The sequence below is a fragment of the Kribbella sp. CA-253562 genome (assembly GCF_050942265.1).
Classification (GTDB): Bacteria; Actinomycetota; Actinomycetes; order Propionibacteriales; family Kribbellaceae; genus Kribbella.
Genome location: NZ_CP192049.1, coordinates 2,737,698 through 2,762,029 on the forward strand (window position 1 = coordinate 2,737,698; position 24,332 = coordinate 2,762,029).

24 protein-coding genes are annotated in these 24,332 nt (G+C 60.9%); 15 read left to right on the top strand and 9 right to left on the bottom strand.

Going from position 1 to position 24,332, the window contains the following annotated elements; genetic code table 11:
• The first annotated feature begins 89 nt into the window (after nucleotides 1–89).
• From ACQPXM_RS13180 to ACQPXM_RS13210, 7 genes are all read left to right on the top strand, one after another.
• Nucleotides 90–1,217, top strand: coding sequence for a hypothetical protein (locus tag ACQPXM_RS13180; RefSeq protein WP_432948241.1), 1,128 nt, complete (start codon nucleotides 90–92; stop codon nucleotides 1,215–1,217).
• Nucleotides 1,192–2,073 (top strand): hypothetical protein, encoded by an 882-nt coding sequence (locus tag ACQPXM_RS13185; RefSeq protein ID WP_432948243.1) that lies wholly within the window; start codon nucleotides 1,192–1,194, stop codon nucleotides 2,071–2,073. Before ACQPXM_RS13180 ends, ACQPXM_RS13185 begins: the two co-directional genes overlap by 26 nt.
• A 571-nt stretch (nucleotides 2,074–2,644) precedes the next feature.
• The gene (locus ACQPXM_RS13190) at nucleotides 2,645–3,754 is read left to right on the top strand and encodes an AIR synthase-related protein (RefSeq protein ID WP_432948245.1); all 1,110 of its coding nucleotides are present in this window, start codon (nucleotides 2,645–2,647) and stop codon (nucleotides 3,752–3,754) included.
• Nucleotides 3,751–4,998: an aspartate aminotransferase family protein gene (locus ACQPXM_RS13195; RefSeq protein ID WP_432948247.1), complete on the top strand. Its 1,248-nt coding sequence runs from the start codon at nucleotides 3,751–3,753 to the stop codon at nucleotides 4,996–4,998. The genes ACQPXM_RS13190 and ACQPXM_RS13195 overlap by 4 nt, the downstream gene beginning before the upstream one ends.
• A gap of 62 nt (nucleotides 4,999–5,060) precedes the next feature.
• Nucleotides 5,061–5,957, top strand: coding sequence for a class I SAM-dependent methyltransferase (locus tag ACQPXM_RS13200; protein ID WP_432948249.1), 897 nt, complete (start codon nucleotides 5,061–5,063; stop codon nucleotides 5,955–5,957).
• Nucleotides 5,957–6,961, top strand: a complete 1,005-nt coding sequence (locus tag ACQPXM_RS13205) for a Gfo/Idh/MocA family protein (RefSeq protein WP_432948251.1) — start codon at nucleotides 5,957–5,959, stop codon at nucleotides 6,959–6,961. Before ACQPXM_RS13200 ends, ACQPXM_RS13205 begins: the two co-directional genes overlap by 1 nt.
• 116 nt (nucleotides 6,962–7,077) lie before the next feature.
• A complete protein-coding gene (locus ACQPXM_RS13210) occupies nucleotides 7,078–7,644 on the top strand; it encodes a methyltransferase domain-containing protein (RefSeq protein ID WP_432951013.1) in 567 nt (188 codons plus the stop codon).
• A 17-nt stretch (nucleotides 7,645–7,661) separates the two neighbouring features.
• Here the strand turns inward: ACQPXM_RS13210 and ACQPXM_RS13215 are convergent, their stop codons facing one another.
• Nucleotides 7,662–8,192 carry an NUDIX domain-containing protein gene (locus tag ACQPXM_RS13215; RefSeq protein WP_432948253.1) on the bottom strand — a complete coding sequence of 177 codons (531 nt, stop codon included), beginning with the start codon at nucleotides 8,190–8,192 and terminating at the stop codon, nucleotides 7,662–7,664.
• A gap of 195 nt (nucleotides 8,193–8,387) precedes the next feature.
• Here ACQPXM_RS13215 and ACQPXM_RS13220 point away from each other — a divergent pair, with 195 nt between their 5' ends.
• Nucleotides 8,388–8,720 carry a histone-like nucleoid-structuring protein Lsr2 gene (locus ACQPXM_RS13220; RefSeq protein ID WP_432948255.1) on the top strand — a complete coding sequence of 111 codons (333 nt, stop codon included), beginning with the start codon at nucleotides 8,388–8,390 and terminating at the stop codon, nucleotides 8,718–8,720.
• A 697-nt stretch (nucleotides 8,721–9,417) separates the two neighbouring features.
• Here ACQPXM_RS13220 and ACQPXM_RS13225 read toward each other — a convergent pair.
• The 5 genes from ACQPXM_RS13225 to ACQPXM_RS13245 form a co-directional block, all read right to left on the bottom strand.
• Entirely contained in the window at nucleotides 9,418–9,864 is a 447-nt protein-coding gene (locus tag ACQPXM_RS13225) for an Imm1 family immunity protein (RefSeq protein WP_432948257.1), read from the bottom strand.
• Between the two features lie 11 nt (nucleotides 9,865–9,875).
• A complete protein-coding gene (locus ACQPXM_RS13230) occupies nucleotides 9,876–10,739 on the bottom strand; it encodes a DddA-like double-stranded DNA deaminase toxin (protein WP_432948259.1) in 864 nt (287 codons plus the stop codon).
• 18 nt (nucleotides 10,740–10,757) lie between these two features.
• On the bottom strand, nucleotides 10,758–11,018 hold the full coding sequence (locus ACQPXM_RS13235) for a hypothetical protein (RefSeq protein WP_133977323.1): 261 nt from the start codon (nucleotides 11,016–11,018) through the stop codon (nucleotides 10,758–10,760).
• Nucleotides 11,019–11,322: 304 nt separating this feature from the next.
• Nucleotides 11,323–11,646: a hypothetical protein gene (locus ACQPXM_RS13240; protein WP_432948261.1), complete on the bottom strand. Its 324-nt coding sequence runs from the start codon at nucleotides 11,644–11,646 to the stop codon at nucleotides 11,323–11,325.
• Between the two features lie 82 nt (nucleotides 11,647–11,728).
• Nucleotides 11,729–11,929, bottom strand: a complete 201-nt coding sequence (locus ACQPXM_RS13245; RefSeq protein ID WP_432948263.1) for a hypothetical protein — start codon at nucleotides 11,927–11,929, stop codon at nucleotides 11,729–11,731.
• Nucleotides 11,930–12,169: 240 nt separating this feature from the next.
• On the opposite strand from ACQPXM_RS13245, the gene ACQPXM_RS13250 reads away from it, so the two are divergent.
• The gene (locus tag ACQPXM_RS13250; RefSeq protein WP_432948265.1) at nucleotides 12,170–13,774 is read left to right on the top strand and encodes a hypothetical protein; all 1,605 of its coding nucleotides are present in this window, start codon (nucleotides 12,170–12,172) and stop codon (nucleotides 13,772–13,774) included.
• Here ACQPXM_RS13250 and ACQPXM_RS13255 read toward each other — a convergent pair.
• Entirely contained in the window at nucleotides 13,716–14,276 is a 561-nt protein-coding gene (locus tag ACQPXM_RS13255; RefSeq protein ID WP_432948267.1) for an NUDIX hydrolase, read from the bottom strand. The genes ACQPXM_RS13250 and ACQPXM_RS13255 overlap by 59 nt on opposite strands.
• A gap of 184 nt (nucleotides 14,277–14,460) precedes the next feature.
• Between ACQPXM_RS13255 and ACQPXM_RS13260 the strand changes: the two genes are divergently transcribed.
• Nucleotides 14,461–16,101, top strand: a complete 1,641-nt coding sequence (locus tag ACQPXM_RS13260) for an Eco57I restriction-modification methylase domain-containing protein (RefSeq protein ID WP_432948269.1) — start codon at nucleotides 14,461–14,463, stop codon at nucleotides 16,099–16,101.
• Nucleotides 16,094–16,804: a PaeR7I family type II restriction endonuclease gene (locus tag ACQPXM_RS13265; protein ID WP_432948271.1), complete on the top strand. Its 711-nt coding sequence runs from the start codon at nucleotides 16,094–16,096 to the stop codon at nucleotides 16,802–16,804. The genes ACQPXM_RS13260 and ACQPXM_RS13265 overlap by 8 nt, the downstream gene beginning before the upstream one ends.
• An 85-nt stretch (nucleotides 16,805–16,889) precedes the next feature.
• Here the strand turns inward: ACQPXM_RS13265 and ACQPXM_RS13270 are convergent, their stop codons facing one another.
• Complete coding sequence (locus ACQPXM_RS13270; protein WP_432948273.1) at nucleotides 16,890–17,663, bottom strand: hypothetical protein; 774 nt, start codon at nucleotides 17,661–17,663, stop codon at nucleotides 16,890–16,892.
• Between the two features lie 742 nt (nucleotides 17,664–18,405).
• Here ACQPXM_RS13270 and ACQPXM_RS13275 point away from each other — a divergent pair.
• From ACQPXM_RS13275 to ACQPXM_RS13290, 4 genes are all read left to right on the top strand, one after another.
• Nucleotides 18,406–19,734 (top strand): hypothetical protein, encoded by a 1,329-nt coding sequence (locus ACQPXM_RS13275; protein ID WP_432948275.1) that lies wholly within the window; start codon nucleotides 18,406–18,408, stop codon nucleotides 19,732–19,734.
• A complete protein-coding gene (locus tag ACQPXM_RS13280) occupies nucleotides 19,703–20,956 on the top strand; it encodes a hypothetical protein (RefSeq protein WP_432948276.1) in 1,254 nt (417 codons plus the stop codon). The genes ACQPXM_RS13275 and ACQPXM_RS13280 overlap by 32 nt, the downstream gene beginning before the upstream one ends.
• Before the next feature lie 61 nt (nucleotides 20,957–21,017).
• Nucleotides 21,018–21,746: a hypothetical protein gene (locus tag ACQPXM_RS13285; RefSeq protein WP_432948278.1), complete on the top strand. Its 729-nt coding sequence runs from the start codon at nucleotides 21,018–21,020 to the stop codon at nucleotides 21,744–21,746.
• A gap of 143 nt (nucleotides 21,747–21,889) precedes the next feature.
• Complete coding sequence (locus tag ACQPXM_RS13290; RefSeq protein ID WP_432948280.1) at nucleotides 21,890–22,603, top strand: hypothetical protein; 714 nt, start codon at nucleotides 21,890–21,892, stop codon at nucleotides 22,601–22,603.
• A gap of 449 nt (nucleotides 22,604–23,052) precedes the next feature.
• Here ACQPXM_RS13290 and ACQPXM_RS13295 read toward each other — a convergent pair whose 3' ends face one another.
• The gene (locus ACQPXM_RS13295) at nucleotides 23,053–24,066 is read right to left on the bottom strand and encodes an EcsC family protein (protein WP_432948282.1); all 1,014 of its coding nucleotides are present in this window, start codon (nucleotides 24,064–24,066) and stop codon (nucleotides 23,053–23,055) included.
• Between the last annotated feature and the right edge of the window lie 266 nt (nucleotides 24,067–24,332).

Here is a 24,332-nt window from a genome sequence, read left to right on the forward strand (position 1 = left end):
ACAATTCGTGACCCGTGACAGCTAGTCACTTCTGGACCAGATCGCTACGCTGCGCGAGGGGGTAGTGAGGCGATCTGGGGTGGTGGTACGTGGACGAGTCACGCGAAGAGCCGGAGTCTGACCTTCCGAAAGGAACGGCAGACATCGAGCGGTTGGTCACAGAGGGAATTAGCGAGGATCGCCTGGCATCATGCCGGGAGCTGGGTGAGGCGATGCGTCTCGAACTCGGCCTTACTGAGCCGCTTAGCACCGGTGCACAGATCGTTCTCCTACGAACCGTGCTGGTGGAGGTGGTCGAACGAGCTCGGCGTGATGCCTTAGCAAACAAGGAGCAATTCACGCACCAGGAGTCTGGGCAAGAGCGCGCCTTTCGGATCGCCGCCGCCGGTGAACTGCTCCGCATCCCAGACCCGGCGAACACCTTCGATGAGATCCACGAATATAGAAGCCGAAGCAAGAAGCTCCCGGGGTACGCGACGGGCAGCGCACGACAACGGGCCAAGCTGCGGGCGGCGCTATGGCTCGGTGCAACTGCCACCAAAACTGCAGAACGGCGGGAAGACGAAGTGCTCCCGGTCCTCGCGGCCGCCATGGCAAGCTATGCCCGCGAACAGCGCAGCGCGCTTCGGATACTGCTCGATGACGATCAACCGCTCGAAGAATCCGGCGAGGAGTCGGTCCCGCACGAGGATGAGCCGACAGAGCTCACGTCGCCGCCTTATCGCTACCTGTTCGCAGCTATCGCGGCGGTCGTGGTCGCGGGACTGATCTGGGGCGGCATCGCCCTGCTCGGTGACGAGAATCCTTCGGGGCCGGTTGCGAGATCGTCTCCTGGACCGGGTACGTCGAGCACGACACCGCCAGTCGCCGGCCAGGAGGTCATCAACCAGGTCGAGCCGTGCAACAGTCTCCCGCGAGACTCACAAGCGGCGAAGGATCTCCGGACGCGGCGTCAGGTCGTTGTGGATGGTCGGTGCTACCCCGACCCGTCGGTGGATGTAGGTGTGGAGGCAGGACCCACCCGCGACGCAGCAAATATGGGGCTCGTGTCCACCGGACAGATCCTGAACAACGTCTGTCTCAAGTCTGGACAGGTGACGGCAGACCAGATGGGCACCAAGACGCCGGTATGGGTGCGCTTCGACCTCGATGCGAACCGTCAAGCGTTCATCTCGGCGATCTGGACCCAAGGTGAAGAGGGCGCTGACCCGTGTTGAACGAGCTGCCCGCCAAGCGGATGACAAGTCGATGACGCCGCCCCGGCCGCCAGCGACAACCGACGATGAGAGCGCTCGGCACTTCCTCGATGCCGCCGCACAGCTCATTGATGCCATGTTCGTCACTTCTGCCGGTGACCGACCGCGTCGGCTTCGAGCGATCGACTTTCCCGCGACACTAGAATGGCTTCGAATCGAGGATGTCATCGCTCTCGCCCGGGAGAGGGGCGCCGCGGGTGCTAGTCGGAAGGCCCTAAATAACCGATGGCCTACCAAGGAAGCATTCGTAAACGACGCCGTGATACACACCATGCTCTACCGAGATGCTCCGAACGCAGATCCGGCTCTGCAACGAGCTGAGATGGCCAGCCTTGCTGATGCTGAGGATATCGCGGAGGCAGTGGCTCATTTCAGTGACTCGATGCTGGACAGTCTATTGTCGTATCCACGTTCGTTCTTGCTTCTGCATATCGGTCCACTGCTTGACCAGCATCCTGAGTTGAAAGCGGCCATCCTGGCGGACATGAGACGAGCGCTTGCGCCGTGGTACGAGGGCTACAGGTCTCTGTTCGATGCATTCGACGTAGTCATGCGGCCGGGGTGGACGATTGAGAAGTATGGCCTCACGCTCCAATCAATGCTCGACGGGTTCCTACTGCGTAGTCGCATCCAACGTGAGGATATGATCGCGGCGCGTAGTGACGTCAGTCTCTTCGCGGACGCTGTCGTTGCCTTCACGCTTGGCATAATAGATACGGAACGTCACGGACAAACTTCGCGTGCGGCGATGAGCGAAGGGGTCAGACGAGCAGACCCAGGGACTTGTCTAAAAGCGAGTCGCCCTATCGAGGGCTGAACTGTTCCCTAAGTCGAACCCACGACGCCCCGCTGATCCGCGATCTACGGTCGCTGTGGGGACTGTCCGGGCTTCTGTGAATCGAATGGCAAGTCCGCCATTCAAACCTGGTGACGCTGAAGGCTAACGCAGACAGATTGCCTTTGCTGGCTAGATCAGGAGCCCCTGGCATCGTTCGCTTCTCGGCACCGAAGCTCAGAGCGGTATACGGCGCGTGTAGGGGGAGTCAAGTTTCGCCCTACCACCGTTGACTCAGTCCATCGGTGCATCGATGCTTACTCACATCCAGCGTCGATGAGCGCCTGAGTTGAGGATGGTCCAAGGGTTCGGAGGTGACGATCTGGCCCTCGTCACCACTCCGTGTAACGACGGAGAGTGGTTCCTCGATAGTCGGACATGGGGGTTGGAGGCTGGGTCAGGCGGTTTCGGGGGTGCCGTGATCGGCAGAAAGCAACACGCATGAGCCGGCTGGCCGAAATCTAACGAGGCGGCGAGATTCCCGCGCCGCCTTGGCTTGAGCAAGACGGCCCACAGACTTCAAGCGGTACCTCCCGAAGGCCACATTAGGTGAATGGGGGAAGTTCTGGTGACGCAGGCGGTTACAAGTGGGGCGTGGGATGAACATAGCGCAATCGAGCAGATCAGAATGGGTGTGGAGTACTGGGAAAAAGGGGATGAAGATGCGACCAGGCTTCGGCCGCAAATAGGCGAGACGATTGTCCTGAGCAGCGACCAAATCAATGCTCGCCAGGCGTTCCCCTACGAATCGGTACGTTCCTTAACGCGCCGTGGCATGCTAGAAGCCGCAAGTGACATCGCCGCGACTGGGGCCGCGTTTCTGGGTGTACAAATCGACGTCCGCGCACCAGACCTGTTCGTCGATGACGATTTTCGCGCCCTCGGTTTGGGTATCCGAGATGCACTCGGCGTGCTAGGTGGTGGGGAACTCCTCCAAGCATCGAATCTGTCGCGCGGTGAATTCGGCATCTCGTTCACTGTTGTTGGTATATCTGACTGCGAGCCCCTTTCGCGTCGAGGTGCCCTACCTGGGGACCAGGTTTACGCAAGTGGGCCGCTAGGCGGTTGGGACGCCGCCCTTATGATCCTCAACAGTGGCCAAGCAGACGAAGTGGCTTCCGAGAATTGGGAGATCGTATGTCGGCGGTTTCTAGACTATCGCCCTGAGATGGATTTTGGTCGGCACCTGCTGTCGCAGCGTCTCGCGACCGCGTGCATCGACGCCAATGATCGGGTAACCAAAACATTGGAAGATTTAGCTCGCGCTTCTCAAGTAGGTATCATTATTGACTCGGATCGGCTGCCAGTGGATCCCCTTTGTCACCTTGCTCACAGAATGACCGGGCGGCCTGCGCTCGAGACGGTATTGAATGGAGTGAGCGGAGATGATCGCCTGATATTCACCGCGCCGCCTGAACATGACGAACGTGTGCGGGAACTATTCTCCCGGCTTGGCCGCCCCACACATGCAATTGGCGAAGTTGCCAGGTCGGACGATCCAGGGGTCACCTATCTCGGAGAGATAGGTGACAGCATTAGCCGGTACATGCGCCCCGTCGAGATCTATAGCGAGAAGTTCGGTTCGTCCAGGGACCTTGTGTGCTCGGAATTTCCCCATGGTGGCTGCCGGTTCGGGACGAGTGCGGCGGAGGAGGATCGATGAGTACAAGATCTGTGGTGCGGATGGGCGGCGGCACGCCTGCCGTCGATATCTCTCACGGCCGCGGGCTCTACGTGTGGGACGTTGACGACCGCCGCTACATCGACTGCACATCGCAAAGCTGGGCTTCGTACTTGGGGCACGCAAATCCGGAGTTGGCGGCTCAGATCGTACGTCAGACCGAACGGCTGTGGCATGCGCATCAAGGATTCGGCACGCGCGAGCGTGAAAAGTTCGCCCATGACCTCCTCAGGTTGGTGCCAGGGAATGATGACTACACGGTCTACGACAAGGTCTCGTTCACGGCGACGAGCGCGCTGGCCATTGAGACCGCAATCAAGCTTGCCGTCCTGCACGGAAACGGGCGGAAGACGATCGCACGACTGACAGGGTCGTTTCATGGAACGACGCTTGGGGTTGCGCCTCTCTCCTGGCCGGCAAACGCCGAAGTGTCTCCTGAGAGAAGGACGCTCGCTGCATTCGCGGGACTCGGAGTACCCAGCTTTACTCTCACCTTTCCAATTGAATCCGAACCGAGGTCCGAGCAACTGGATCAACTCGAAGCAGAGCTGAGCAGCCATCGCTCTGAACTGCTGGCCGTGATCGTCGAGCCAATCCAAGGATCGGGGGGCCAGCGGACCGTGCCTGACTGGTGGCTCTCGCATCTTTCTCAGTTGGCGCGCGAGATCGGCATCTATGTGATCTATGACGAAATTCAGACTTATATGCGGCCGGGCCGGTACTTGACTGATGTGGAGAGACATCTGCCCGACTTCATATGTTTGGGGAAAGGGTTAGCAGGCGGACTGGCATGCGGCGCAGTGCTGGCTAGGCGCGGTTCTGAATCTTTCCCAACGGGCGGCGTGTATGACCTACATACATTCGCTTCGTCACCTCTGTCTCACAGCGTGGGCAGCAAGCTGATCGAGATCGTGGAGCGAGACAGCATTCTCGAAAATGCGCGCGAGCGAGGGTCGCAGCTACGGGACGGGTTGAAGCATATCGCAGCTTCACATCCTGAGGTTGTCGAAGTCCGACAGGTCGGTCTTCACATCGGGATCGAGATCGATAGAACCGCTGGTCGTAGCGCAGCAGACCTGCGAGTTCGTGCCATGTCTAACGGCCTGCTTGTGGGTCTGGGCGGGTTCGCGCCAGATGTGCTCAAGATTAAGCCGCCCTTGAATATCACAGCGACGCAAGCCGACGAAGTGCTTGAGCATCTTCAAATGACTTTCGCCTCGGCCTGACCATGCTGCAAATCGAGAGAAGCCTGAGATCAGCTCCAGACCAGACCGTCGACCATGAGTACTTGGACACCTCGCAGATTGCCGATTTGCCTCGTGGAGTTTTCTACAAGAAAAAGTCGGTTCTTACGCGCCACAGGTTCATAAAGACAGAAGTCCGCGTTGAGGATCGATCGATCGTACTGGAAGTGATCGACAATCGCGGGCACTGGCAGATTGACCAGTCGGCGCTCAGTGTCCTTCGTGAAACCCTCCAATGCCCTGAAATCGAAGATGACGAGGCAATCACTCTGTTCCGACACGCGGGATGCGATATCCACTTGTACGGCGATCAAATCCCACGTGGGCAAGCCAGGCTTCCCGAGACGATGGATGACATGGCAAACCTATACTCGGCATATACCGATATGGACCAACAAGGCCACTTTGACCAAGACAGCCCAGACCGCGACCGCATCGACTGGATCACTTTGAAGATCCCATCTGGTACACACGTCGTAGACGTTGGGTGTAACAGTGGACGTTTCGGCCATGAGCTGATCGCAAAGGGCTGTGTGGTCGCTGGTGTGGATCTCGCGCCAGCACTTGTTGAGCGTGCCCGTTTGAAAGGGGTCGATGCCAGACTTGCGTATGCGGAGTCGATGCCGTTCGAGGATGATACCTTCGGCGCGGCTATCTGCGCGGAGCTCCTCGAGCACGTGCTACGTCCAGAGACTGTTCTCGATGAAATACGGCGGGTGCTCATATCAGGAGGCCAGCTCGTCGGATCAGTTCCGCATGGAGCCGGCGATTGGGGATATGAGGACATCGGTCACCACCACGAGCACTTGCGCGCTTACGCTCCGACCGAACTTGCGGAATTCCTCTCTTCCTCGGGTTTCGTCGACATCCAATTATCTGAGCTAAGCCACGGTCGGCAGTTGCCGCAGACGATCGTCTTTGCGTGTAGGAGTGCTGCTTAGTGTCACACGAACGACTGACGACCGTCCTACTCGGCGCGGGAAAATCTGGAAAGCTTTACTACGAGGCGCTGAGAAAGTCGCAGCTCTGCGAGCTAGTGGCGGTGATTTCGAGCAATGGCCGAAGTGCGCGCGCGCTCGGCGAGGAAAGTTCGCACGCCGCCGTCGGAGCCGGGGGCGACTGGCTTGCTTACAGTCCAGACCTGGTGGTCGTTGCGTCCCCCCATAGCTATCATGGGGCCCAAGTGGCGAAATCGCTTGACGCGGGAGCACACGTCATTGTGGATAAGCCCGCAGCTATGAACTTCAACCAGTTGGCGAAGCTCGTTGATGCAGCGGCCAATGCGGTGGGCAGCCTGTACTGCGGCTTCACTCAGCGTTGCAATGACGGCATGACGGCGTGCCGTCATGCGATCCGGCCTCGGTTCCGCGAGCTCCGCCGAATCATGATTGACCAAACGCTTCGGCGCGATGATGTGTATTACGACGGCTGGAAAGGCAGTGTCGCTATGGCGGGTGGCGGCGTCCTTCTAAATCAAGCGATCCATGCGTTGGATCTCGTTTCGTACCTAACCGATGCCCCTGTGGTTTTTCGGCAAGTCGATCTTCTTCGCGAGCGTAAGCCGGGAATAGAAACCACGGTCCGTGCTTCCTACGCTGCTGGTGGACTGGTGCCGATCAGCCTCTCCGCAACCACGGACGCAGCGCGAGAACTGCGGCAAGAGATTCTCTTCGAATATAATGATAGAACGAAGGTCATAGTTCTGGGTTCAGAACACCCATCATGGAAGCCGGCGGCACCTGGTGATGAGACCGCGGCGCGTCGCGAGCTTGAAGCGGAGCCGGATGCATACGGACCCTCTCATGACAACCTCGTATCTGACGTGGCAATGGCGATTCTGAGTTCGGGACAGTCGCGCTACAAGCTCGAACTTGAGTCCTGTTTGACCGCACATACCGCTGTGTACCAGACGAAAGGGGACACGCTATGTCGAAGTTCCCTGTGAACCCAAACGAAGCGTTTTACGACGATCCTGACACCGGAGCGTGGCTGAGCAGCCTCCCACTGTTCTCCGGCGAGCACCCTATATTCGGCGGCGCTGGTAGACAGCAAGGCGCAGTGATGTATGACATTGGGGCCGGCGCCGGTCGGCTGTACGAGGCTGCAGTCCGCGCTGGTTATGCATACTCTGCCTGCGACGTATCAGCTGCGCTCGTCGCGAGATTCCGGACAATGCACCCGGGGGCCGATATCCATTGGACCGATGGTCGCTCCCTGCCTTGGCGCACTGGATCAGGGGATGTCGGTCTCCTTACCTATCACGTGCTTGAGGCTATCATCGGACGTCGCAACAGGCTGCGGACATTGTTGGAGGTGCGACGAGTACTGAGGCAGGGCGCCGTGCTTTACGTGAGCCATCATGTGGCGATGCGATACCGCCCACGGCAACAGCTGCGAAGTTTCTTTGGCGGGCTTGGACTTGAAGAGTATGGAGATATCTCCATAACAGGTTCCAGTGGTGCCGGCGACCACGCACTTTCGTCCTATCGCACGCATATAATTTCTGCGCTAGAGTGTGGGTGGCTTGCGCGCGTGAGTGGTTTTGCTGTTCAGGATAGATGGCCCTTCGACGCCTCAAGCGAGCGGTCTGCGCGTTGTGCCATAATGGAGAGATGGTCGGCTGTTTAGTAAGGCTGGCTACCTGATTATGCTGCCCTCGGAGGCGCGATCGTGTCCGGCTCTGACAAGAAGGCCTCGGCGATTTCGACCATGGTCCCTATCGGCGCAATAAATTGTTCGGGATTTTCTTGAGAATCGCTTTTCAGGCGTTGAAGCGTAAACCACTCGACTGCGTCAACTTCTTCCGCCTGGAGCGTAAGAGAATTGATGTCGATGTCTGTGCGCGCGAGAAACCACTGTGTGAAATATGGTGGACGTCCTTCAGTATAGGTCTTCGGCCCCAGCTTTGTGGGCGGGAGTTGAAGACCTAGCTCCTCCGCCGTTTCACGCTCAAGAGTGGCAAGGTAGGTCTCACGCCCCTCTACTGTGCCGCCGACGGCTTCTCCCCAGCAGCCAGGCTCACTTTTCTTGTTCAGGCTTCGCCGGGCGAGCAGGACCTTCCCGTTGCTATCCATCAGTATTAGTGAGGCGGCTCTAATGATATCCGTCGACGGGTCTACGGAGTCTCGGTTCTTGAACATAACTATTTGATCATCGGAATTTACAATTGGAATCATACGCACGATGAGTTTATAACATTCTGAGAATAATTGGAATGGACCGCTTCGATTCAAGCTCTCTGGCGCCAGCCTGCTTAGTACGATATCGCCAGTTGATGGAATATTCAGGACGTGGTGTTAGTGCAAGCTGGGCTCAGTCGAGCTATGCGTGCAGGAAGCTTCATTTCGGTAGGCGCATGGTAGATTCCAGCTATGGTGCAGCGTTCGCAGATCTTCCTCACTGACGACATCAATGGTATGGACATCCCGGCAGGCAAGGGCGAGACGCTGAGCTTCGCCCTTGATGGCCAAGCCTACGAGATTGATCTAACCAACAGGAACGCCGCGACGCTCCGGAAGGCTCTCGCGCCGTACGTTGATGCTGGCCGGCGCGTCACGACTTCCCGAGGGGTGAAGGTCAAGCGCACTCAGGTGGGCTCCGACGCTCGCACGGTCAAGGAGTGGGCGCGAGCCAACGGCTACGAGGTCAACGACCGCGGCCGGGTGCCCAACGAGATCCGCGAGGCGTTCGATGCCGCCAACTGACGGTGCAGACTCGTCGACCGAGTTTCGATACATCGTGCTTCGGCCCGATGCGAACGCGGCAAAGATCAGTCAGCGAAAGCAGGGCACCGTGCGGGCGTTGGCCAGTGACGGAGTCGAGGCCGGATTTGTGACCTTTGGGCTCGACTCTGACGAGCGATGTGTCTCGGTGACGATGGTTGAGACTTTCGAGCCATATAGGCGCAGGGGATGCGCTACGGGCATGGTGCAGGCGCTCGCAGCTGCGTATCCGGAGAGCGAGATAGTGGACGGTGGCGGCTCGAACTCGGTCGAAGGCGATCTCCTTTACGCGTCCCTCCAAGCCCTGCGGAATTCCCAAACGTAGGCGCGCCCGGTGCACTTCTTCGGCTTCTAGCCCGCAAGCTCGCTGGGGCCGCAGACGGCCGGCTGGCCGAAGTGGCGTACCGGACGCGCTCCACCAGGATGGCTGTCACTCCGTGCCGCCCGCAACGGTCAGCGGTAAGGGTTGTGGATAACCCGCCTGCCGTGGGCCGGGTAACGAGGCGAGCCGTTCAAACGGCTGACTCGGGACACACATGCCCCAGAGGCGTAGCCTGGCGTACCCCCAACGCGTGAGTTCGCCTTATCCCCCCAAGGTCTCACGTGGGACGAGCGCCCCGCCTAGTGTGCGGGGCGCTCGTTCGCCCCTGTGGACCTTGCGGGTGCGGGGTTCCGCCGCTCAGCGAACACCTGCTGGCCATTCGCGCCACTCGAAGCCGGTGGGGCGTTCGCCATTGCCTTCGACGAATTCTTTCACGGCCTGGCGGACCTGCTCGATGCTGACAACTGAATCCTTGGGCCAGCCCTCATCGTGGGTCATGTACAGGTAGAACATTTCTTCGCGCTCGCTCGTGGCGCCCGCGACGTACGCCGTTGCATCGCTGTCGCCGCCCGTGTAGCGAATGCCACCGACCTTTGCCTCACCGTCGATCGCGATGCGCAGTTCGTGGTCGGGATAGCCCGATGACGACTTAGGGCGGGTATCGGCGTACAGGGCTGCCACCGAGTTGTCGAACGGCTGTTGAAGCAGAGCGTCTACCAACGCATCCGCATCCTCTGCGGTTCGGAGGATGACACCCTTGTCGTGGTCGTGTGTGTAGTAGGCGCTCACAACAACGTCACTCATGTCGGTTCCGTTCACTCGTCGCTCGGAAGCGGGTAGGTCTGTTTAAAGCCTTTCGGCCCAAATACAGTCAGCGTCGATCCTGGCGGCAGGATATCCCGAAGTAGTTCTTCACAACCAAACTGACCCTTGCAGGGCAATTTATTCACCATGATCGTTTCATGTTTCAGGCCACGGATGCGCATTCGCATCGCGAACTTCGTCTCGACGTGGGAAGGGGACATGATGCCAGCATCATCACGCGGCGGGATGCCGCGCTCTCTTAGAAAGTCCGTTACCTTCTGGAACCACTCATCGTGTTCTCCGCTGACCAATTCTTCCTTCTCGCCGTTTTCGTCGACCCATGTGCCGCGCGTTTTCGGGCGCGACAGGCGAGACAGCTCCCGGTCGGGCAGCTCCTTTTGTAGTCGGTAGCCTTCCTCGTCTGCGATCCGTCGCCCTGGGGGAGGGGCATCCTTTGGACTGTCATCGTCGCCGGCCGACCCATCTTTCCGCGGCTGGTCGGCTTCCGGCTTCGCCTGGTCCTCGTTCTGCTGGCGTTCCGCGGGCGGCGCGCTCCCACCGGGGCCGAGCGGCCGCTCACCGGTAGGTTCGCCGCTCGGCTCGGTCGTCCGGATGCCGCTGACCATCTGTTGCAACCACTGGATGCCCGGTTGTCGGGCTTGAGTTAGGAAATGGGCGGCCTCCTCGCAGCGGCGAGCTGCCTCGTCCAGCTGCATCGCCGCCATGCGCGCACTCGGGTTGTTGCTCGTACCGCCAACCCATCCGGCGGCCTCGCGGTACTTGCGCGCCCGGTCGTGCAGGTACGGCACGATGCGTTCGATCTGGTTCAACGCGTCGAGTAGATCCTGTGCGACCCGTTGCAGCTCGGAGGGCATGCCGATCGCCTCGGCCGGCTAGATCTGGTCGGCGTAGCTGCGGCAGCCTGCCTCTGCAATCTGAAGCGACTGCACCGCTTGGTCGACGGACTTCGCCGCAGCGTCGAGCATGGTGGCGATGTCTTGGTCAGCCCGGGTTGCCGTGCCGCGGATGAGTGCCTGGATCTGCTGGCTGGACTGCTCGAAGCGCTGTTTGAAGCCCGCCAGGCTGCCCGCACCTTGCCGGGATTGGTCAGCGAGGCCATGGAGCTGCATCTTGAGCTGTTCGACTTGGGACATGACTCTCTACTCCCTGGGCGGTGAAGGATGCTGACCGGAGGTTGCTCGCCCAGGCGCTCACGCCCAACCTCCGGCCAGCTGGTGACCGAGGACCCCGTCCGGGCCTCGGTGTTTGGAACGGCTGGCGCAGGACGGGACTCGCCTCACGCCCCGCGCCAGCCGGCTTGAAGATCCCTGCCCGAGACAGGGGTCTCGGGGGAGGAAGCTCGGACAGGGATCGCTCGATGACGGAACCGGTGGGTGTGCAGACGATCCGCTGCAGGTGAGGGGCTGAGGACGACGACTCCCCACCGGTTCCGCCGGTTCATGGGGTGTCGTAGAGCATGAAGCGGGCCCCCGTGACCCGCTCGAACTCTCGTTTGACGCGCTCCGGCTCACCTATGAGAGCCAGGTGTCGCCAGTCCGGGATCACGACGGCGGTGAGCTCGTAGCGGTTCAGGGACTCGACCAGCGCGCTGAAGGCCGCTGGCGCGGTCTCTCGTTGCTCGACGTACGTCGAGCCCATGGCGAAGCCCTCGACCGCCGCGAACGTCGTCAACTCAACTTTCAGCCGCTCGACGTGCTGGTCCGACAGATAGAGGTCACGTCGGGCGTACCCCAGGAGCAGCGGGCGCGTGTAGTCGGTCACCGCTCCTCGTCCATCCATCGGCGGAATTTGACGATCAGGCGCTCCCAGAACCGGGACCACCAACCGCGGCGGTGCTGGCCGTTCACGAGTCGGCAGCATCTTGGTTCACCACCGGAACGGCCGGCTCAATCGTCACCCGCAGGCTGTAGAAACGCCTCGTCATGGCCGCCTGGTACCGAATGGCCTTGACAGGCTCCGCGGTGTAGTCCGCGATGACATGCTCACCGAACCAGACGCGCACACGCCGCTCGGTCGGCTGTGGAGTCTCCGCGAGCGCCGTCATTCGCCGCGTACCTCCCGGACGATGTCGCGGAGCATCAGGGCGTAGAGCACACTGGCCACCAGCCAGAGGGGCCACATCAGGTGATACATGGTCCTCATCCCCGTCGATTGGGTTGTCGGACGACCACCATCCAATGACGCTGCGTGGTGGGAAACGACGACGATACATATGCGCGGCGGGGCCGAGGCAAGATATGCGTGCCATGCATACCGGCAGATGGTCACGGGTAGTGTTGCCCCTGTGACGCGCTCCCAGCGGCGGCTGTGTCCTTCATGCGGTGCATATCTGGCAGCGGACAACGACGGTGCCCAGTGTGGACCGTGCGAGCGGCGTGCCCCCGAGCTCACCCGTGCGGCGCCGCGTCTCTCAGCTGACTTCTGGGAGGCTGACGCCCTTGCCGAGGCTACGGCTGAGCGACACTTCGGCAAGCTGCTGCTGGCCTACCGCAAGCTCCAGCGCCCTGAACCGACGCAGGCGCTCGTCGGCCAATGGCTCGGACTGACTCAGGGGCAGGTCAGCCGGATCGAGCGCGGCGCGACACCAGTGCGCGACCTCGACAAGCTCGATCGCTGGGCCCAGGCCCTGCACATCCCAGAGCAGTTGCTGTGGTTCAACCTGACGGCTCGGCCCGTCGAGCTTGGGAACGAGCATGCCGGTCCGACAGCGTCGCATACGCCAGCCGGCTACCACGACGGCCAGCATGGCATCGACGCATACACGCGCCCCGACCGCCGCTCTATCGTGCAGACTCAACCACCTGCCGAAGGAGACGGAGTGCATCGAAGGCAGTTCATCAAGTCGGCCGGCGTGGGCCTCACCGCGGTGGGGGCCAGCCTGCTGGCAGGGACAGCGCCCAGCCCGAACCGGCGCATCAGTCGAGGAAGACCAGATGCCAGCACCGAGATTCGAGAGATGACGCAGGTCTTCCGTCGCCTCGACAACCGGTACGGCGGCGGTCACAGCCGTTCGGTCGTGAGCTCGTATCTGAACTCGACGGTCACACCACTGTTGCAGGAGAGCACCTCGGGCGGAGGCCGATCCGGCCTGTTCGCGGCTGCCGCCGAACTCCACCACTTGGCCGGCTGGATGGCATATGACACTGGCCACCATGGCGACGGTCACACTCATCTGCGTCAGGCACTGCGTCTCTGTCATGAAGCCGACGATGAACGACTCGCCAGCGAGATGTTGGCCGGGATGAGTCATCAGGCGGCCTTCCACGGTGCCCCCGACAGCGCCGTCGACCTGGCGCTCGCAGCTCAGCACAGCGCGAAACGATCAGGCTCGAAGCTCCTGCAAGCTGAGGCGGCTGTCATGGAAGCCCATGGCCTCGCGCTGCAGGGCGACAAGACGGGTTGTCTGGCTGCACTGAGCCGCGCCGAGGAGACGTTCAACAAGTCGGATGCTGAAGAGAGACCGCACTGGCTCACCTACTTCGACCACGCCTACTTGGCAGCAAAATTCGCGCATGCCTTTCGCGATCTGGGGCTTGCCGAGGAAGCTGAACCTTTCGCCCGGCGATCCCTCGAGATGACCGACGGGTACGAGCGCGGCCGGCTGTTTAACACAGCCTTGCTCGCAACCATCCTGGCGGACCAACGTCGGCTGGAGGAGTCTTGCGCGCTTGGCATGGAAGCAACGACACTCGCTGCGTCCGTGCGATCGATGCGCGGCAGCAGCTATCTGCAGGACCTGGGCACGCACTTGGCGCCATACCGGAACGTCAAGCCGGTCAACTCCCTATTTGAGAGCATGATCGAGATCGGGGTGTCACCCGTGGACGAGATCAGCCGGCCTGGAACGCGAGCACGTGCAGCAGGCCGACCAGGGACGCCGCACCGATGATCTCACCGGCATCGATGCGTTCGCGGATCGAGTCGAGCGCCACCCAGTCGATTCGTTCCGCCTCGTTGATGTCCTCCGGCTCACCGATGTAGTCGGCACCATACGAGACGAACAGCAGGTTCTCGGCGTCCGTCGTCCCAACCGAGGGCTGCAGAGCCACCAGCGGCTTGACGTTTCGCGGCCGCCACCCCGTCTCCTCTTCGACCTCCCGCGCGGCGGTCACGGCTGGATCCTCGTCAGGATCGACGTAGCCGCCCGGCAGCTCCCAGACCCAGCGGTCGATGATGAAGCGGTGTCTCCACATCATCAACACGTTCTCTTTCCTGTCATCGAGCACCACCATCATGGCGGCCTTGGGCATCCGTAGAACGTACTGCTCGAACTGGACACCATCGGGTAGCTCGACGGAAGCGATGCTCAGCCGCAGCCGACGGGTGTCATCGATCAATCGCTCGCCATGGATCTTCCATACGGTGGATTCCGTACCGCGGTCAGCCGTCACGCTACGACACTACCCAACGCGCTTCATCGCAGCTCAATCAGCGGCGCTGCTCGATGCCCGACGTCGGGCACAGCCGAGTTCGCATATCGGATCTGGCCTCATGTGATCTGTGGCGGTGGCACGGAGGACGCGGTTCTGGCTGTGTCTGCATGGGATTGTCGATGCCGGTCTCTAGGGTGTACCCGTGACAGTTGCGGAGCGAGGCCAGAACTATGGCGAGGTGTTCACCCGGCGCTGGGTAGTCGAAGTGTTGCTTGACCTCAGCGGGTACTCAGCCGACCGCGATCTAGGTGTTCTCCACTTGGTGGAGCCGTCGTGCGGGTCTGGGGCGTTCCTCGGACCCGCGGTCGAACGACTCATTGAGAGCGCCCAGAGGCACAAGCGCGACCTCGCTTCACTTGGAGCGGCGATCCGCGCGTACGACCTGCAACTGGAGCACGTGGAGGCCTCTCGCGCACTATGCCGTGACCTTCTGGTCGCAGCTGGTTCGACCCTGTCGACGGCAGATGCCCTCGCCGAGGTGTGGGTCGGCCATGCTGACTTCCTGCTCGCGGAAATGGTGGACCGCACCGCGGACGTGGTTATCGGGAACCCGCCGTACATCCGCTACGACGACCTCTCAGATGAACTAGCTAGCCAGTACCGCAGCATGTGGCCAACCATGCGTGGTCGCGGAGACATCTACGTGGGATTCATCGAACGGTCCCTACGGCTGCTGAAGCCTGGTGGGAAGGTGGGCTTCATCTGCGCTGACCGGTGGATGCGGAACCAGTACGGCGCCGGCCTCCGCGACTTGGTCGCCCGCGAGTATGCGGTCGAGCACATCTGGACGATGCATGATGTGGACGCGTTTGAGGCACTCGTATCGGCGTACCCGGCGATCACGGTGCTTGGGAACCGAGTTCAGACCTCCGTTGTGGTAGCTGACACAACTGACGAGTTCGGGGCGGCGGGGGCGTTTGCACTTGTGAAGGCTGCTCAGGATGAGACGTTCGAGGACTTTTCGGATGTCGGTGTCAAGGCTCACCGGCTCCCACATTGGTTCAGCGGTAGCGAACTTTGGCCCACCGGCTCCCCAGCGCGGCTCGCGCTGATAGAACACCTCAATGACCGCTTCGGCCCTCTCCATGACCTGGAGGGCGGGACCAAGGTCTCCATAGGTATCGCGACGGGTGCGGACAACGTCTATGTCACTAAAGATCCGACTGTTGCGGAAGAAGATCGCATTCTCCCACTCGCAATGCGTCGTGACCTCATGTCAGGCACATTCACATGGCAGGGCAACTATTTAGTCAATCCGTGGGCTGAGGACGGGTCGCTCGTTTCGTTAGCCGACTATCCGAGAATGGCGGCCTACCTGTCCGAGCATCCCGATTTAAAAAAGAGGTTCGTTGCGAAGAAAGACCCCGCGTCTTGGCATCGTACGATCGATAAGGTGCAGGCCGGCCTTACCGACAAGCCGAAACTTCTTTTGCAGGACATGAAATCGACCATTCATCCTGTACTGGAACCTGGAGGCCACTACCCGCATCACAACCTCTATTACGTAATCTCCGACGTTTGGGATATGGAGGTTCTCGGCGGGATCCTTCTGTCTCGCGTTGCGCAGGCGTTCATCGAGGCGTACTGCGTCCGTATGCGCGGCGGCACACTGCGGTTCCAGGCTCAATATCTGAAGCGCATCCGCGTCCCCCAACCGGACGCGATCGATACCGACGTTCAGGAAGCTCTGCGGGTCGCCTTCCGCGCCCGCGATGCTGTCGCAGCAACAGTGGCAGCAGCTGCTGCCTACGATATCGACCTGAAGGAGTACGAGCTTGCCTGACCACGCACCCGAGGACCCGACCCAGGCCGCAGTATCACTCTTCTGGACCAAGCGCAGCGACCAGGCGGCCAAACTCGCGGACGGCGGGCTCGCCGGCGGGGCGGCTCGGGCGGCGGGCCACATGAACGGCATACGCGACCTCGTGAGCACCATCTTTACTGATGCCGGCATGCCCGCGGACTCGATCGTGTACGAGCCCTTTCTGCCGGGGTTCTACCGAGCGCGGAAGCGCTGGGATATGGCCGTGCGGTACAAGGGCGCGCTTGTCGCAGCACTGGAGTTCAAGAGCCAGGTTGGCAGTGTAGGCAAGAACATCAATAACCGGTTTGAGGAAGCTCTCGGCTCTGGGACGGACACTTGGGCTGCGCAGAGCAAGTTTGAAGCCTACGGTGACGTTCCGCCTTGGCTCGGCTATGTCTTCGTGCTCCGTGAGGATGAGGAGACGGAGCAACCCAACCGCCCCATCACCGCTCTGTTCCCAGCCGACCCCGCGTTCAAGGGGATGTCCTACAACCAGCGCTATCAGGAGATGTTGCGACGGTTCATGGGCGACAACATCTACCAGGCGGGCTGGTTCATCACGACCAAGACCGACGACGCGGGGCGTGTTTCTTACACGGAGCCGCTCGCGACAGCTACCGGCAAGGCATTCCGAGTTGCCGTAGAAGGCCGTGTTAATTACGTGCGCAGCGTCATTGACTAAAGCTCCAGCCTGGATCTAGGCCTCAGACCCTCGACGTTTCGCCGAACGCCGTGCGGCCGAGAGGTAGCGGGAAGGCCTTGAGCGATTAGAACGGATCGTCACCGCTGCCCACTCGGACGCGGAGCGCGAAGCGTGCGTCGTTCTGGCGCGCCAGGGCTAGCAGGCTGGCTCGGTTCCATGCGGTCAGTTTTGGATCGCCGATAAAGCTGTCAGTGACATGGATCATGAAGTCAGCGAGGCGCTTCGTTCCAAGCTTCGTTGGGTCTCGCGGTTTCGGTGGTTTCGAATAGGCGGCCAAAACATCTTGAGCGCTGACGATCGCGATTTGCGTGTCGTCGTACACCCACAGGAAGGATGCTGGTGTCAGTCTCAACATGTCTCGGCACTGTCGAGCTAGCCTCTCGGACGGTCGAGTAACGTAGACGGTCCCGCTGGCTTCGAGTTGAACCTCATCAGTCCAGAGCCAATGGCTGAACTCGCTGTCATAAAGGTCATCATGGTCAACGACTGCTTCGTTGAACGTGATCCCTTCACTGCCTGCGCGTTTGGCTTGAGCTAGAAAACCTTTAGATACGCGCATTCCATTGAACGCAATATTGATGACCCCGCAAATATCGGCGCCGATCAGCGATTCCGTGGAGCCCGGACCCGCCGAGTCTAGAACGCTGATGCGCACTTGTAGGTCGCCTTCGATTTCCGCGTTCCATTCGCGAATATCTCGAATCGTCAGCCGGGTGCGCAGGCTGGCAGTCATATCGTCTTCCTGACCGACGAGTTCCTCGGACAGGTCGGCGAGCAGATCTCGTTCGGCTCGCTCAACGGCGTCGTTCAACGCTTCGGCGGCTCCAGTGGGAAGCATTCGGAAGTTGTACCACTCGCTGAACGCCCCGAGCGGTGAGGGCGCTGTCGAGAAGGGCAGCTGCGAACGAACTCCACTCGCGAACAGCGCTGGCGAGTGAGGCCTCCACATCAGCGGTGGACGCAGGCTCGTGTAACACCGCACGTCTCTAGCCGATGTAACCAATAGACCCCGACCCAGCGTCACCGCCCGTAACCGAGCACATCCATATTCGTTAACACGGTGTGGGGCCAGCGGGAGCCTGCCCAATATTAAGATCTCGTTACAGATCGTGATAGTGGTGGCCGCGGTCGGTCAGTCGTGAAGACCGTGTTGGAGCCTGGCATGAGCGCGCTCTCACGCTCAGGGACAACGATGCCAACCTCAAGTGAGCCGAATCACAAGCTTCGCGGTGCATCCGAACATGCGTTTGAACTGCTTACACGGGTGTTCTTTAGCGACTTTTGGTCTAGTGAGCTGCGGTAGAGTCGTCCGCGAAAGATGCGAGAGGCCCCGGCCGGAAGCATCCGATCAGGGCCCTCACTTGTCATTTGAGCGTGACGTTGGTGACGGTACTAGCTGCACGCCTGTAAGGCAAAGCCTGTCAGGCATGCTGTTACAGAAGTACGGGGATAGTTACTAAGCCGTAACTGAGCCGGTCTGATTGGTCGCTTCCATCGGTGGTCTGCGCAACAACGCAACCACTGTGAGGAACGATGATCAGCACCCATCAGACCTCTGCTAGTCGTCCGGACGGTGGACGATGACGCAGACACTGCCATCAGTAGATGACGTCAAGCGCCTCGGGCGCGCGATTATCTTCGTTCACCAGCACGATCACAAGGTGACGGACCCGCTGATCCGTGCCGAGATCGAGGTCCTGCTCTTGACCGGCAAGGCGATGGACTTCGCCGCCCGTCTCCAAGGGCACCGCAACCTCGTCGTCCTGACCGATGCGCTTGTGCACCGGTACGGGAAGCACGCAGGCCTAGGGGCACGCGAGCTGATCAACACGGTGTTGCCGGCATTGAAGCAAGCCGACCTCATCGACTACCAAATGGCCCTCGATGGCACGATTGCCAACCTGGACGAGTTCATCGGCGTCTCGGCGACGGTTACTGAGCAGTCGGTTCGCCTCCTGAACGTCCTGCAGCCCCAGCGGTCCGATCTGGCCTTTCTGCACTCGGTTGAGATCGGTGCACTGGCCCCGCTCGGTGAGTCGCAGCACTTGCAAGAGATCACGAAGCGTGGCTTCACTGAGTACGAGGCCGTGGAGGCCCTGCGCCTGGCGCGTGCTGTCCGGCTCAACCTGTCGGCGCCTTCCGCGGACCTGAACGAGGACGTCATCTACAGCCCGTATGTGTGGGGGACGAAGCAGCTGCCGTTGGCCACCTTCTTGTCTAAGCTCCCGCCCAACGAGCGCGATGCTCTGCTCGGGATGAGCCAGCAGGTTCTCGCGACGCCGGGCTTGCAGATCTCGAAGCTGAGCGCGACGCCTGGGATCATCCACAGTGCGCGGAACGCTGGTCTGATCCAGGCGGCGACGGTGCAGTCGTCGACCGGCGTCAGTTCGACCTATGTCTTCTCGCCCCTGTTGGAGACCGAGGACAACCTGTGCACGACCACCGAGGCTCTCCACCTCCGGAAGCTGTTTGTCGCGCACATTCTGTTCGGCCACGAGAGCGCTAAGGCGGGCGGGGGACGAATCTTGACCCCGGACGTACTGGTGCAAAGCCTTGTGAACCGCGGTGTTGTCGGGCCGGCGACCAACATCGGGACGGACTACTACCTCCTTGAGGCAGCTGGAGTAGTCGCGGTCGAGCCAGGTGAGAACGATCGGGCGTTTCTGCGGCTGGTCAAGCCCGAGATCGCCGAAGCTGGGTTGAACTGGATCCGCCGCATCACCGACACGTCAGGCGCGGGAGAGCTGACTCGGCCCCAGAAGCCGGCGAAGTTCCAGACCCCCGAGGACCTCCGTGGGGCTGGGGGTGCCGCCGAAGACGCGGCGGCCAACGAGGTCATGGTTGCCTCGATCAACGAGCTCCGGAAGGAGATGCAACGTGCAGCACGCCGGGACGACCCCTGGTCTTGACCCTGGTACCAAGGCGGAGGTTCGCGTTGCCCAGGCATGGTTCTGGGACGGGTACTACGTGCGCCGCGGTGTCGACCTGCAGCACAAGTTCGGCAGCGAGGTGTCGACGGTGACCGACCTCGATATCGTCGGATTCACCTTCGACGCCTCGCTGAAAGTGCACAAGCATGTCGGCGAGGTAAAGACTGGCAAGTCGAACAACACGCCGAAACCCCTCGACCGTGCCCTATGGGCACGAGGGGTCCGGGAACTCGTCGGCGCCGAGACCGCCGAGATCACGACGGCGTTCAAGGTGTCCGTCTCCGTGCGAGACCTGTGCCGCCAGCTTGGGGCGACGGTCCAGCACCTTGACGATTTGACGGCTCGGGAGGACCGGTTGGCGATCAAGGAGGTCGCCGACGTCGGTGCGCACGGCGACACGATCGCGAGTTTGAGGAAGGCGGTGCACGCCTTCCTCAAGAAGGATCCAGTGCTCGAACGTGGCTACTGGTTCCTCGTGTCGGAAGTGTGGTTCCTAGAGCCGTTCGACGCGGTCAAGCGCACCCTGGGTCTTATTCGGGAGCTGGGCAAGACCTGGCCCGAAGAAGCCCATCCCGAAGCGATGCGCGCAGCGAGGTGGATTTTCGCCGAGTCGATCTCGATCATCACGCTCAACCTCGCGATGATCGCCGGTCGTGCCAACACCATGGATAGCGCAACTTTCCGGGACCTGGCTTCTGCTGAACTCGCCCAAGGCGATGTGCCCTACTTCGCTGTCGCGAAGCTCTCCGAGCGGTTCGATGAGTATCTGAGCAAGGTGCTCGCCCGGGTTGAGGCGCCGGCCGAGGTCAGGGCCACGGCGATGGGGGCGTTCCACCCGACGACACCGGACTACGCGGTGCCGCTGATTGAGCTGATCAGTCGACTCGCGTCCGAGGCGGCCTCGTGTGCCGAGCTGCCACGCCAGATGGACGTGATCATCTTCGAGCGCCTTGTTCGGAGGCGGGAGCTAGGTGAGACCTTGATGGACCGTCTCTCCGTCACACGCTCAACGGAGCGGCTAGTTAAGTTGATCGCCGCTTTCCTCCGCGGACAGGCAGCCCTTCCGGCGGCAGTCGACAAGGTGCTGACGACCAAGTTGACTCGATGGGGTTCATCTCTGGCGCCGGGTGAAACTCAGCCACAACTTTTCGACCAACCGGACGCAGATAAGGCTGAGGGCGTGGCGCATGGGAACAACTAGAGTCCGTACCCGGGTCACCACGACGCACCATGTGTCGTCCTATGGTGGTACCCAGTTCGGCATGGAAGTTATGGAGATGGTCGCCGCGAAGCTGGCTACCGGCTCGGTTCCGATGAACTTTCAGCACGACCCATCCCGTCCGCTTCATCCTGAGAATGTTGAGGCCGGTGTCGAGAGGCTCGAAGATGGTCACTGGGCTGTCTGGGCGGAGTTCGACATCGACGAGGATGCTTGGCGCGCGTACCAGTCCGAGGTAGAGGCAGCTGGAGCTCCGGGGGGAATGTCAATCACTGTCACAAGCCCATTGCCAGATTTGCCCGGCGATGCTGATATTTGGGTTTTTGCAGATGCTCACCATTTCTCAGACGACGACCTTCGGTCTGTGGTGCAACTTCTAAAGGATAAGTCGGGGCAGAGGTCCTCGGCTATGCGCCTTTATCAGTTCTCGAACATCCCCGAGGCGCGGGTGGTGTTCGACATGCTGTACAGCACTGTCATGGCGCTCGGCCCCAACGTAGTTGCGTCCTACATCTACGATGCCTTGAAGGGGATGGGGCGCCTAGGAAAGAAAACTGTCGTCGAACCATACTTTCGGCGCGAATCAGATGGAGCGGTTGAAGCAGGTTTCCGTGTGGAAACAGCAGATCCTGCCGTGGCGATGCTGGCTATGACGGAGATGGGACGCCTGCTGGACAGTGGAGTAAAGGGGGTATTCCGATTCGATGGCAGTTCATCGTTTGTTGAGGTCGTGAAACCGCGTCCCGAAATTGATGGAGAAGACCAGGACTAGCTCCTTTCGTAGGGAGCGGTGTGCGGTGAGCGGTCCTGCCTAGTGAGGACGCCGTCTCGATGATGTGCCGTAGCAGCTGTAGGCATGAGTGATCACGCTGGATGCCCGCGAGGACCACGGCTCACGAATCAAGTGGGGATGCAATGCTGCCTGAATTACACGCCTACTCGGACCCCTACGACGCGTTGCGAGAACAACTTGAGCAGTTGCAGGGCCTTATCAAGATCGTACCGCCGCTGATCGAGGCCGATCGTGAGCGACGTTGGGCCGAGATTGGGCAAAGGCCCGGCGATCCTGACGCCGACATGATCGACATCTATGAGGCAGAGTCGGGCCCGGAGGAAGGCTTTGGTCACGCCCCTTACGATCGAACCTTGTATTCGACGGCGGTCGTAACCGCGTGGGAGAGCTTCCACGTATACCTAGCCCATCTGCTCGAACGACGATGCCTGAGGTATAACCTGAGCGATCATCCGGTTCTGGCTGCGCTTGTGGATGCCGAGCGGAAGAGCTGGGACCGCCAGTTCTCGCTGCTTGTAAAGCGTTTTGGTGAGTTCGGTGGCGTGAAGTTCCATGAACTCGGGTCGACGTGGGGAGATGTCCTGCATGCTCAGGAACTTAGAAACGCACTAGTTCACAATCTGGGCTACTGTACGGCGAACTACTTAAGGCGCCCCGATGCGCGATGCCCCTCCGAAGATGATTCGCTATTCGCAGTTCCGACGACCTCAGAGGAGCTCATCAGCCGGGAGCAGATCCCGTTAGATAGGGATTTCACAAGCATGGTGGTCGCGAGTCTACTGGCGGCAGCGCGCGTTATTGGGGAGAGGCTGTCTAAATCCAAGATGGATGATTGAGTCTGCTAGCTAAGCACCGAGACTCACCAGGTTTCCGATGAGGCCCAAGATAATCCCGCCGAATATTGATCCCACTGCTAGGTTCTGACGCCACCGTTTGACTTCAACCAAGCTCTCAACTGTGCCAATTGTGCGCATGATTTGAGCTGGGGTGAATCCGTATCGGCTAATCATTGGATCGAGACGGAAGCGTAGGTCATTGGCCATCGCGGAGTTTTCTTGTTCGATACCCGCTCGGTAGCTGTCCCATCGTCGTCGACTATCCCGCACGTCGTAGACAATCAGACCCACGGCCGCAACTTCGAGGGCGGCAGCGCAGGCGTATAGCAGTACAAGTAGGAGGGTCACGGCTTCTCACTTCTCAATGGCAACGGTCAGCGCTTAGATGCGTTCCGCCGGCTGCCGGTTCCCTGCGGAGGCTACGAGACCAGTATGGTCACGGCACGGTTTCAATGGATGTCGGGTCCGCCCGCTTCTGCGAGTTCACCGACGACGCTGATCGCCTCCTCGGCGTCGCGCGCATCAACGGATCCGACATCAGAAGGCGATCCGGGTGCTCCCTCGTCAGCGAGGTGGGGGTACTTCTCAAGGAGGAACCGCCGTCGGTATGCAACGTCGGCGGCATCAACGATCGCCTCCAACGTGGCCCAGTTGAGAGTGCCGCCGACGACGATCCCGACTGCGGGCACGACCTTGCCGAGTCCCTGCTTGGTAAGGCGGATGCCGAATGCCTTTGCGAACTGCGTGGAGACTTTCGCGACAACTGACTCGCTCAGGACCTCCCACGACTTGCCGCGGACAAGAGCTTGGGTGAGCCGCGAGATGTCGGACATCGCGGCGGTCTTGGCTGTGGCTGACGTCGCCGTGCCGGCGTTGACGACTGACATCACGAAGAGCTTCTCGGCAGGCGCTTCGGGGTCGTAGCCGTAGAGCAGCGAGACGTGGCTCACGGAACGAGACGCGAGGCCGAGAACGAATGCGGCGTCGCCGGTGAAGGCGCCGGCGATGGCTGCGCCCGAAGGCGCGGTTGCAGCGCCGCCTGAGGCTGCGACGACAAGCTCGCCTCCGGAAATCACAAACCCTGCGCCTGCTCCGGAGAGTGCCGCGACAGCCGGGTAGTACCAGCTTGCTCCACGTCCCCGGACAGCGTCGATCTGCTCAAGGTCGAGACGGCGCAGGTCCAAGAGTGACTCAACGTCGTGCCCGCGCTTCCTGTGCATCGACACCACCCGTTTGGGCGAAAGTCCAACCCGGGAGATCCGTCCCACCGTCCGCCGTGCGGACCCTAGAGCAGGCACGCTCCACTCGGGGAGGGCATCGGTGGCTAGGCGAGCGCCGGCGCCGACGACGTGAGCGCCCTTGGCGGCGAGCTCCTGACCTCGCGAGACGGCCGATTGGGCCCGTGGGTGGTTCTCTAGGTACTCCGTAGCACGCTTGCCGAGGCTGGCGGCGCGGTCGGCCATTTGCTCGCCGACGTTCCTCGTTCCCCGCGATGGTGGGCGGCCCTTGAACCGTTGGATGTCACGCCATGCCGCCAGCTCGTAGTCCTAGGGATCCGCCATCTCCTCGGGGTAGTCCCAACGGTTGCACAGGCGAGCCACCAGCAGCTTCTAGGTCGGCGTTGATCCGGTTGCTTCACTTGAGCACCCGGACAACAGCCTTACACGCGAAGCCGACCGACCGGACTGGGGGTGATGTCGCCGGTGCTCGGATACGCGAGATGCCTGGG

Coding starts and splice junctions, on each gene's coding strand:
- ACQPXM_RS13190 (WP_432948245.1), top strand. CDS start 2,645: ATGGGGGAAGTTCTGGTGACGCAGGCGGTTACAAGTGGGGCGTGGGAT.
- ACQPXM_RS13195 (WP_432948247.1), top strand. CDS start 3,751: ATGAGTACAAGATCTGTGGTGCGGATGGGCGGCGGCACGCCTGCCGTC.
- ACQPXM_RS13210 (WP_432951013.1), top strand. CDS start 7,078: ATGTATGACATTGGGGCCGGCGCCGGTCGGCTGTACGAGGCTGCAGTC.
- ACQPXM_RS13215 (WP_432948253.1), bottom strand. CDS start 8,192: ATGATTCCAATTGTAAATTCCGATGATCAAATAGTTATGTTCAAGAAC.
- ACQPXM_RS13220 (WP_432948255.1), top strand. CDS start 8,388: ATGGTGCAGCGTTCGCAGATCTTCCTCACTGACGACATCAATGGTATG.
- ACQPXM_RS13225 (WP_432948257.1), bottom strand. CDS start 9,864: ATGAGTGACGTTGTTGTGAGCGCCTACTACACACACGACCACGACAAG.
- ACQPXM_RS13230 (WP_432948259.1), bottom strand. CDS start 10,739: ATGCCCTCCGAGCTGCAACGGGTCGCACAGGATCTACTCGACGCGTTG.
- ACQPXM_RS13235 (WP_133977323.1), bottom strand. CDS start 11,018: ATGTCCCAAGTCGAACAGCTCAAGATGCAGCTCCATGGCCTCGCTGAC.
- ACQPXM_RS13245 (WP_432948263.1), bottom strand. CDS start 11,929: ATGACGGCGCTCGCGGAGACTCCACAGCCGACCGAGCGGCGTGTGCGC.
- ACQPXM_RS13270 (WP_432948273.1), bottom strand. CDS start 17,663: ATGCTTCCCACTGGAGCCGCCGAAGCGTTGAACGACGCCGTTGAGCGA.
- ACQPXM_RS13275 (WP_432948275.1), top strand. CDS start 18,406: ATGACGCAGACACTGCCATCAGTAGATGACGTCAAGCGCCTCGGGCGC.
- ACQPXM_RS13285 (WP_432948278.1), top strand. CDS start 21,018: ATGGAAGTTATGGAGATGGTCGCCGCGAAGCTGGCTACCGGCTCGGTT.
- ACQPXM_RS13290 (WP_432948280.1), top strand. CDS start 21,890: ATGCTGCCTGAATTACACGCCTACTCGGACCCCTACGACGCGTTGCGA.
- ACQPXM_RS13295 (WP_432948282.1), bottom strand. CDS start 24,066: ATGGCCGACCGCGCCGCCAGCCTCGGCAAGCGTGCTACGGAGTACCTA.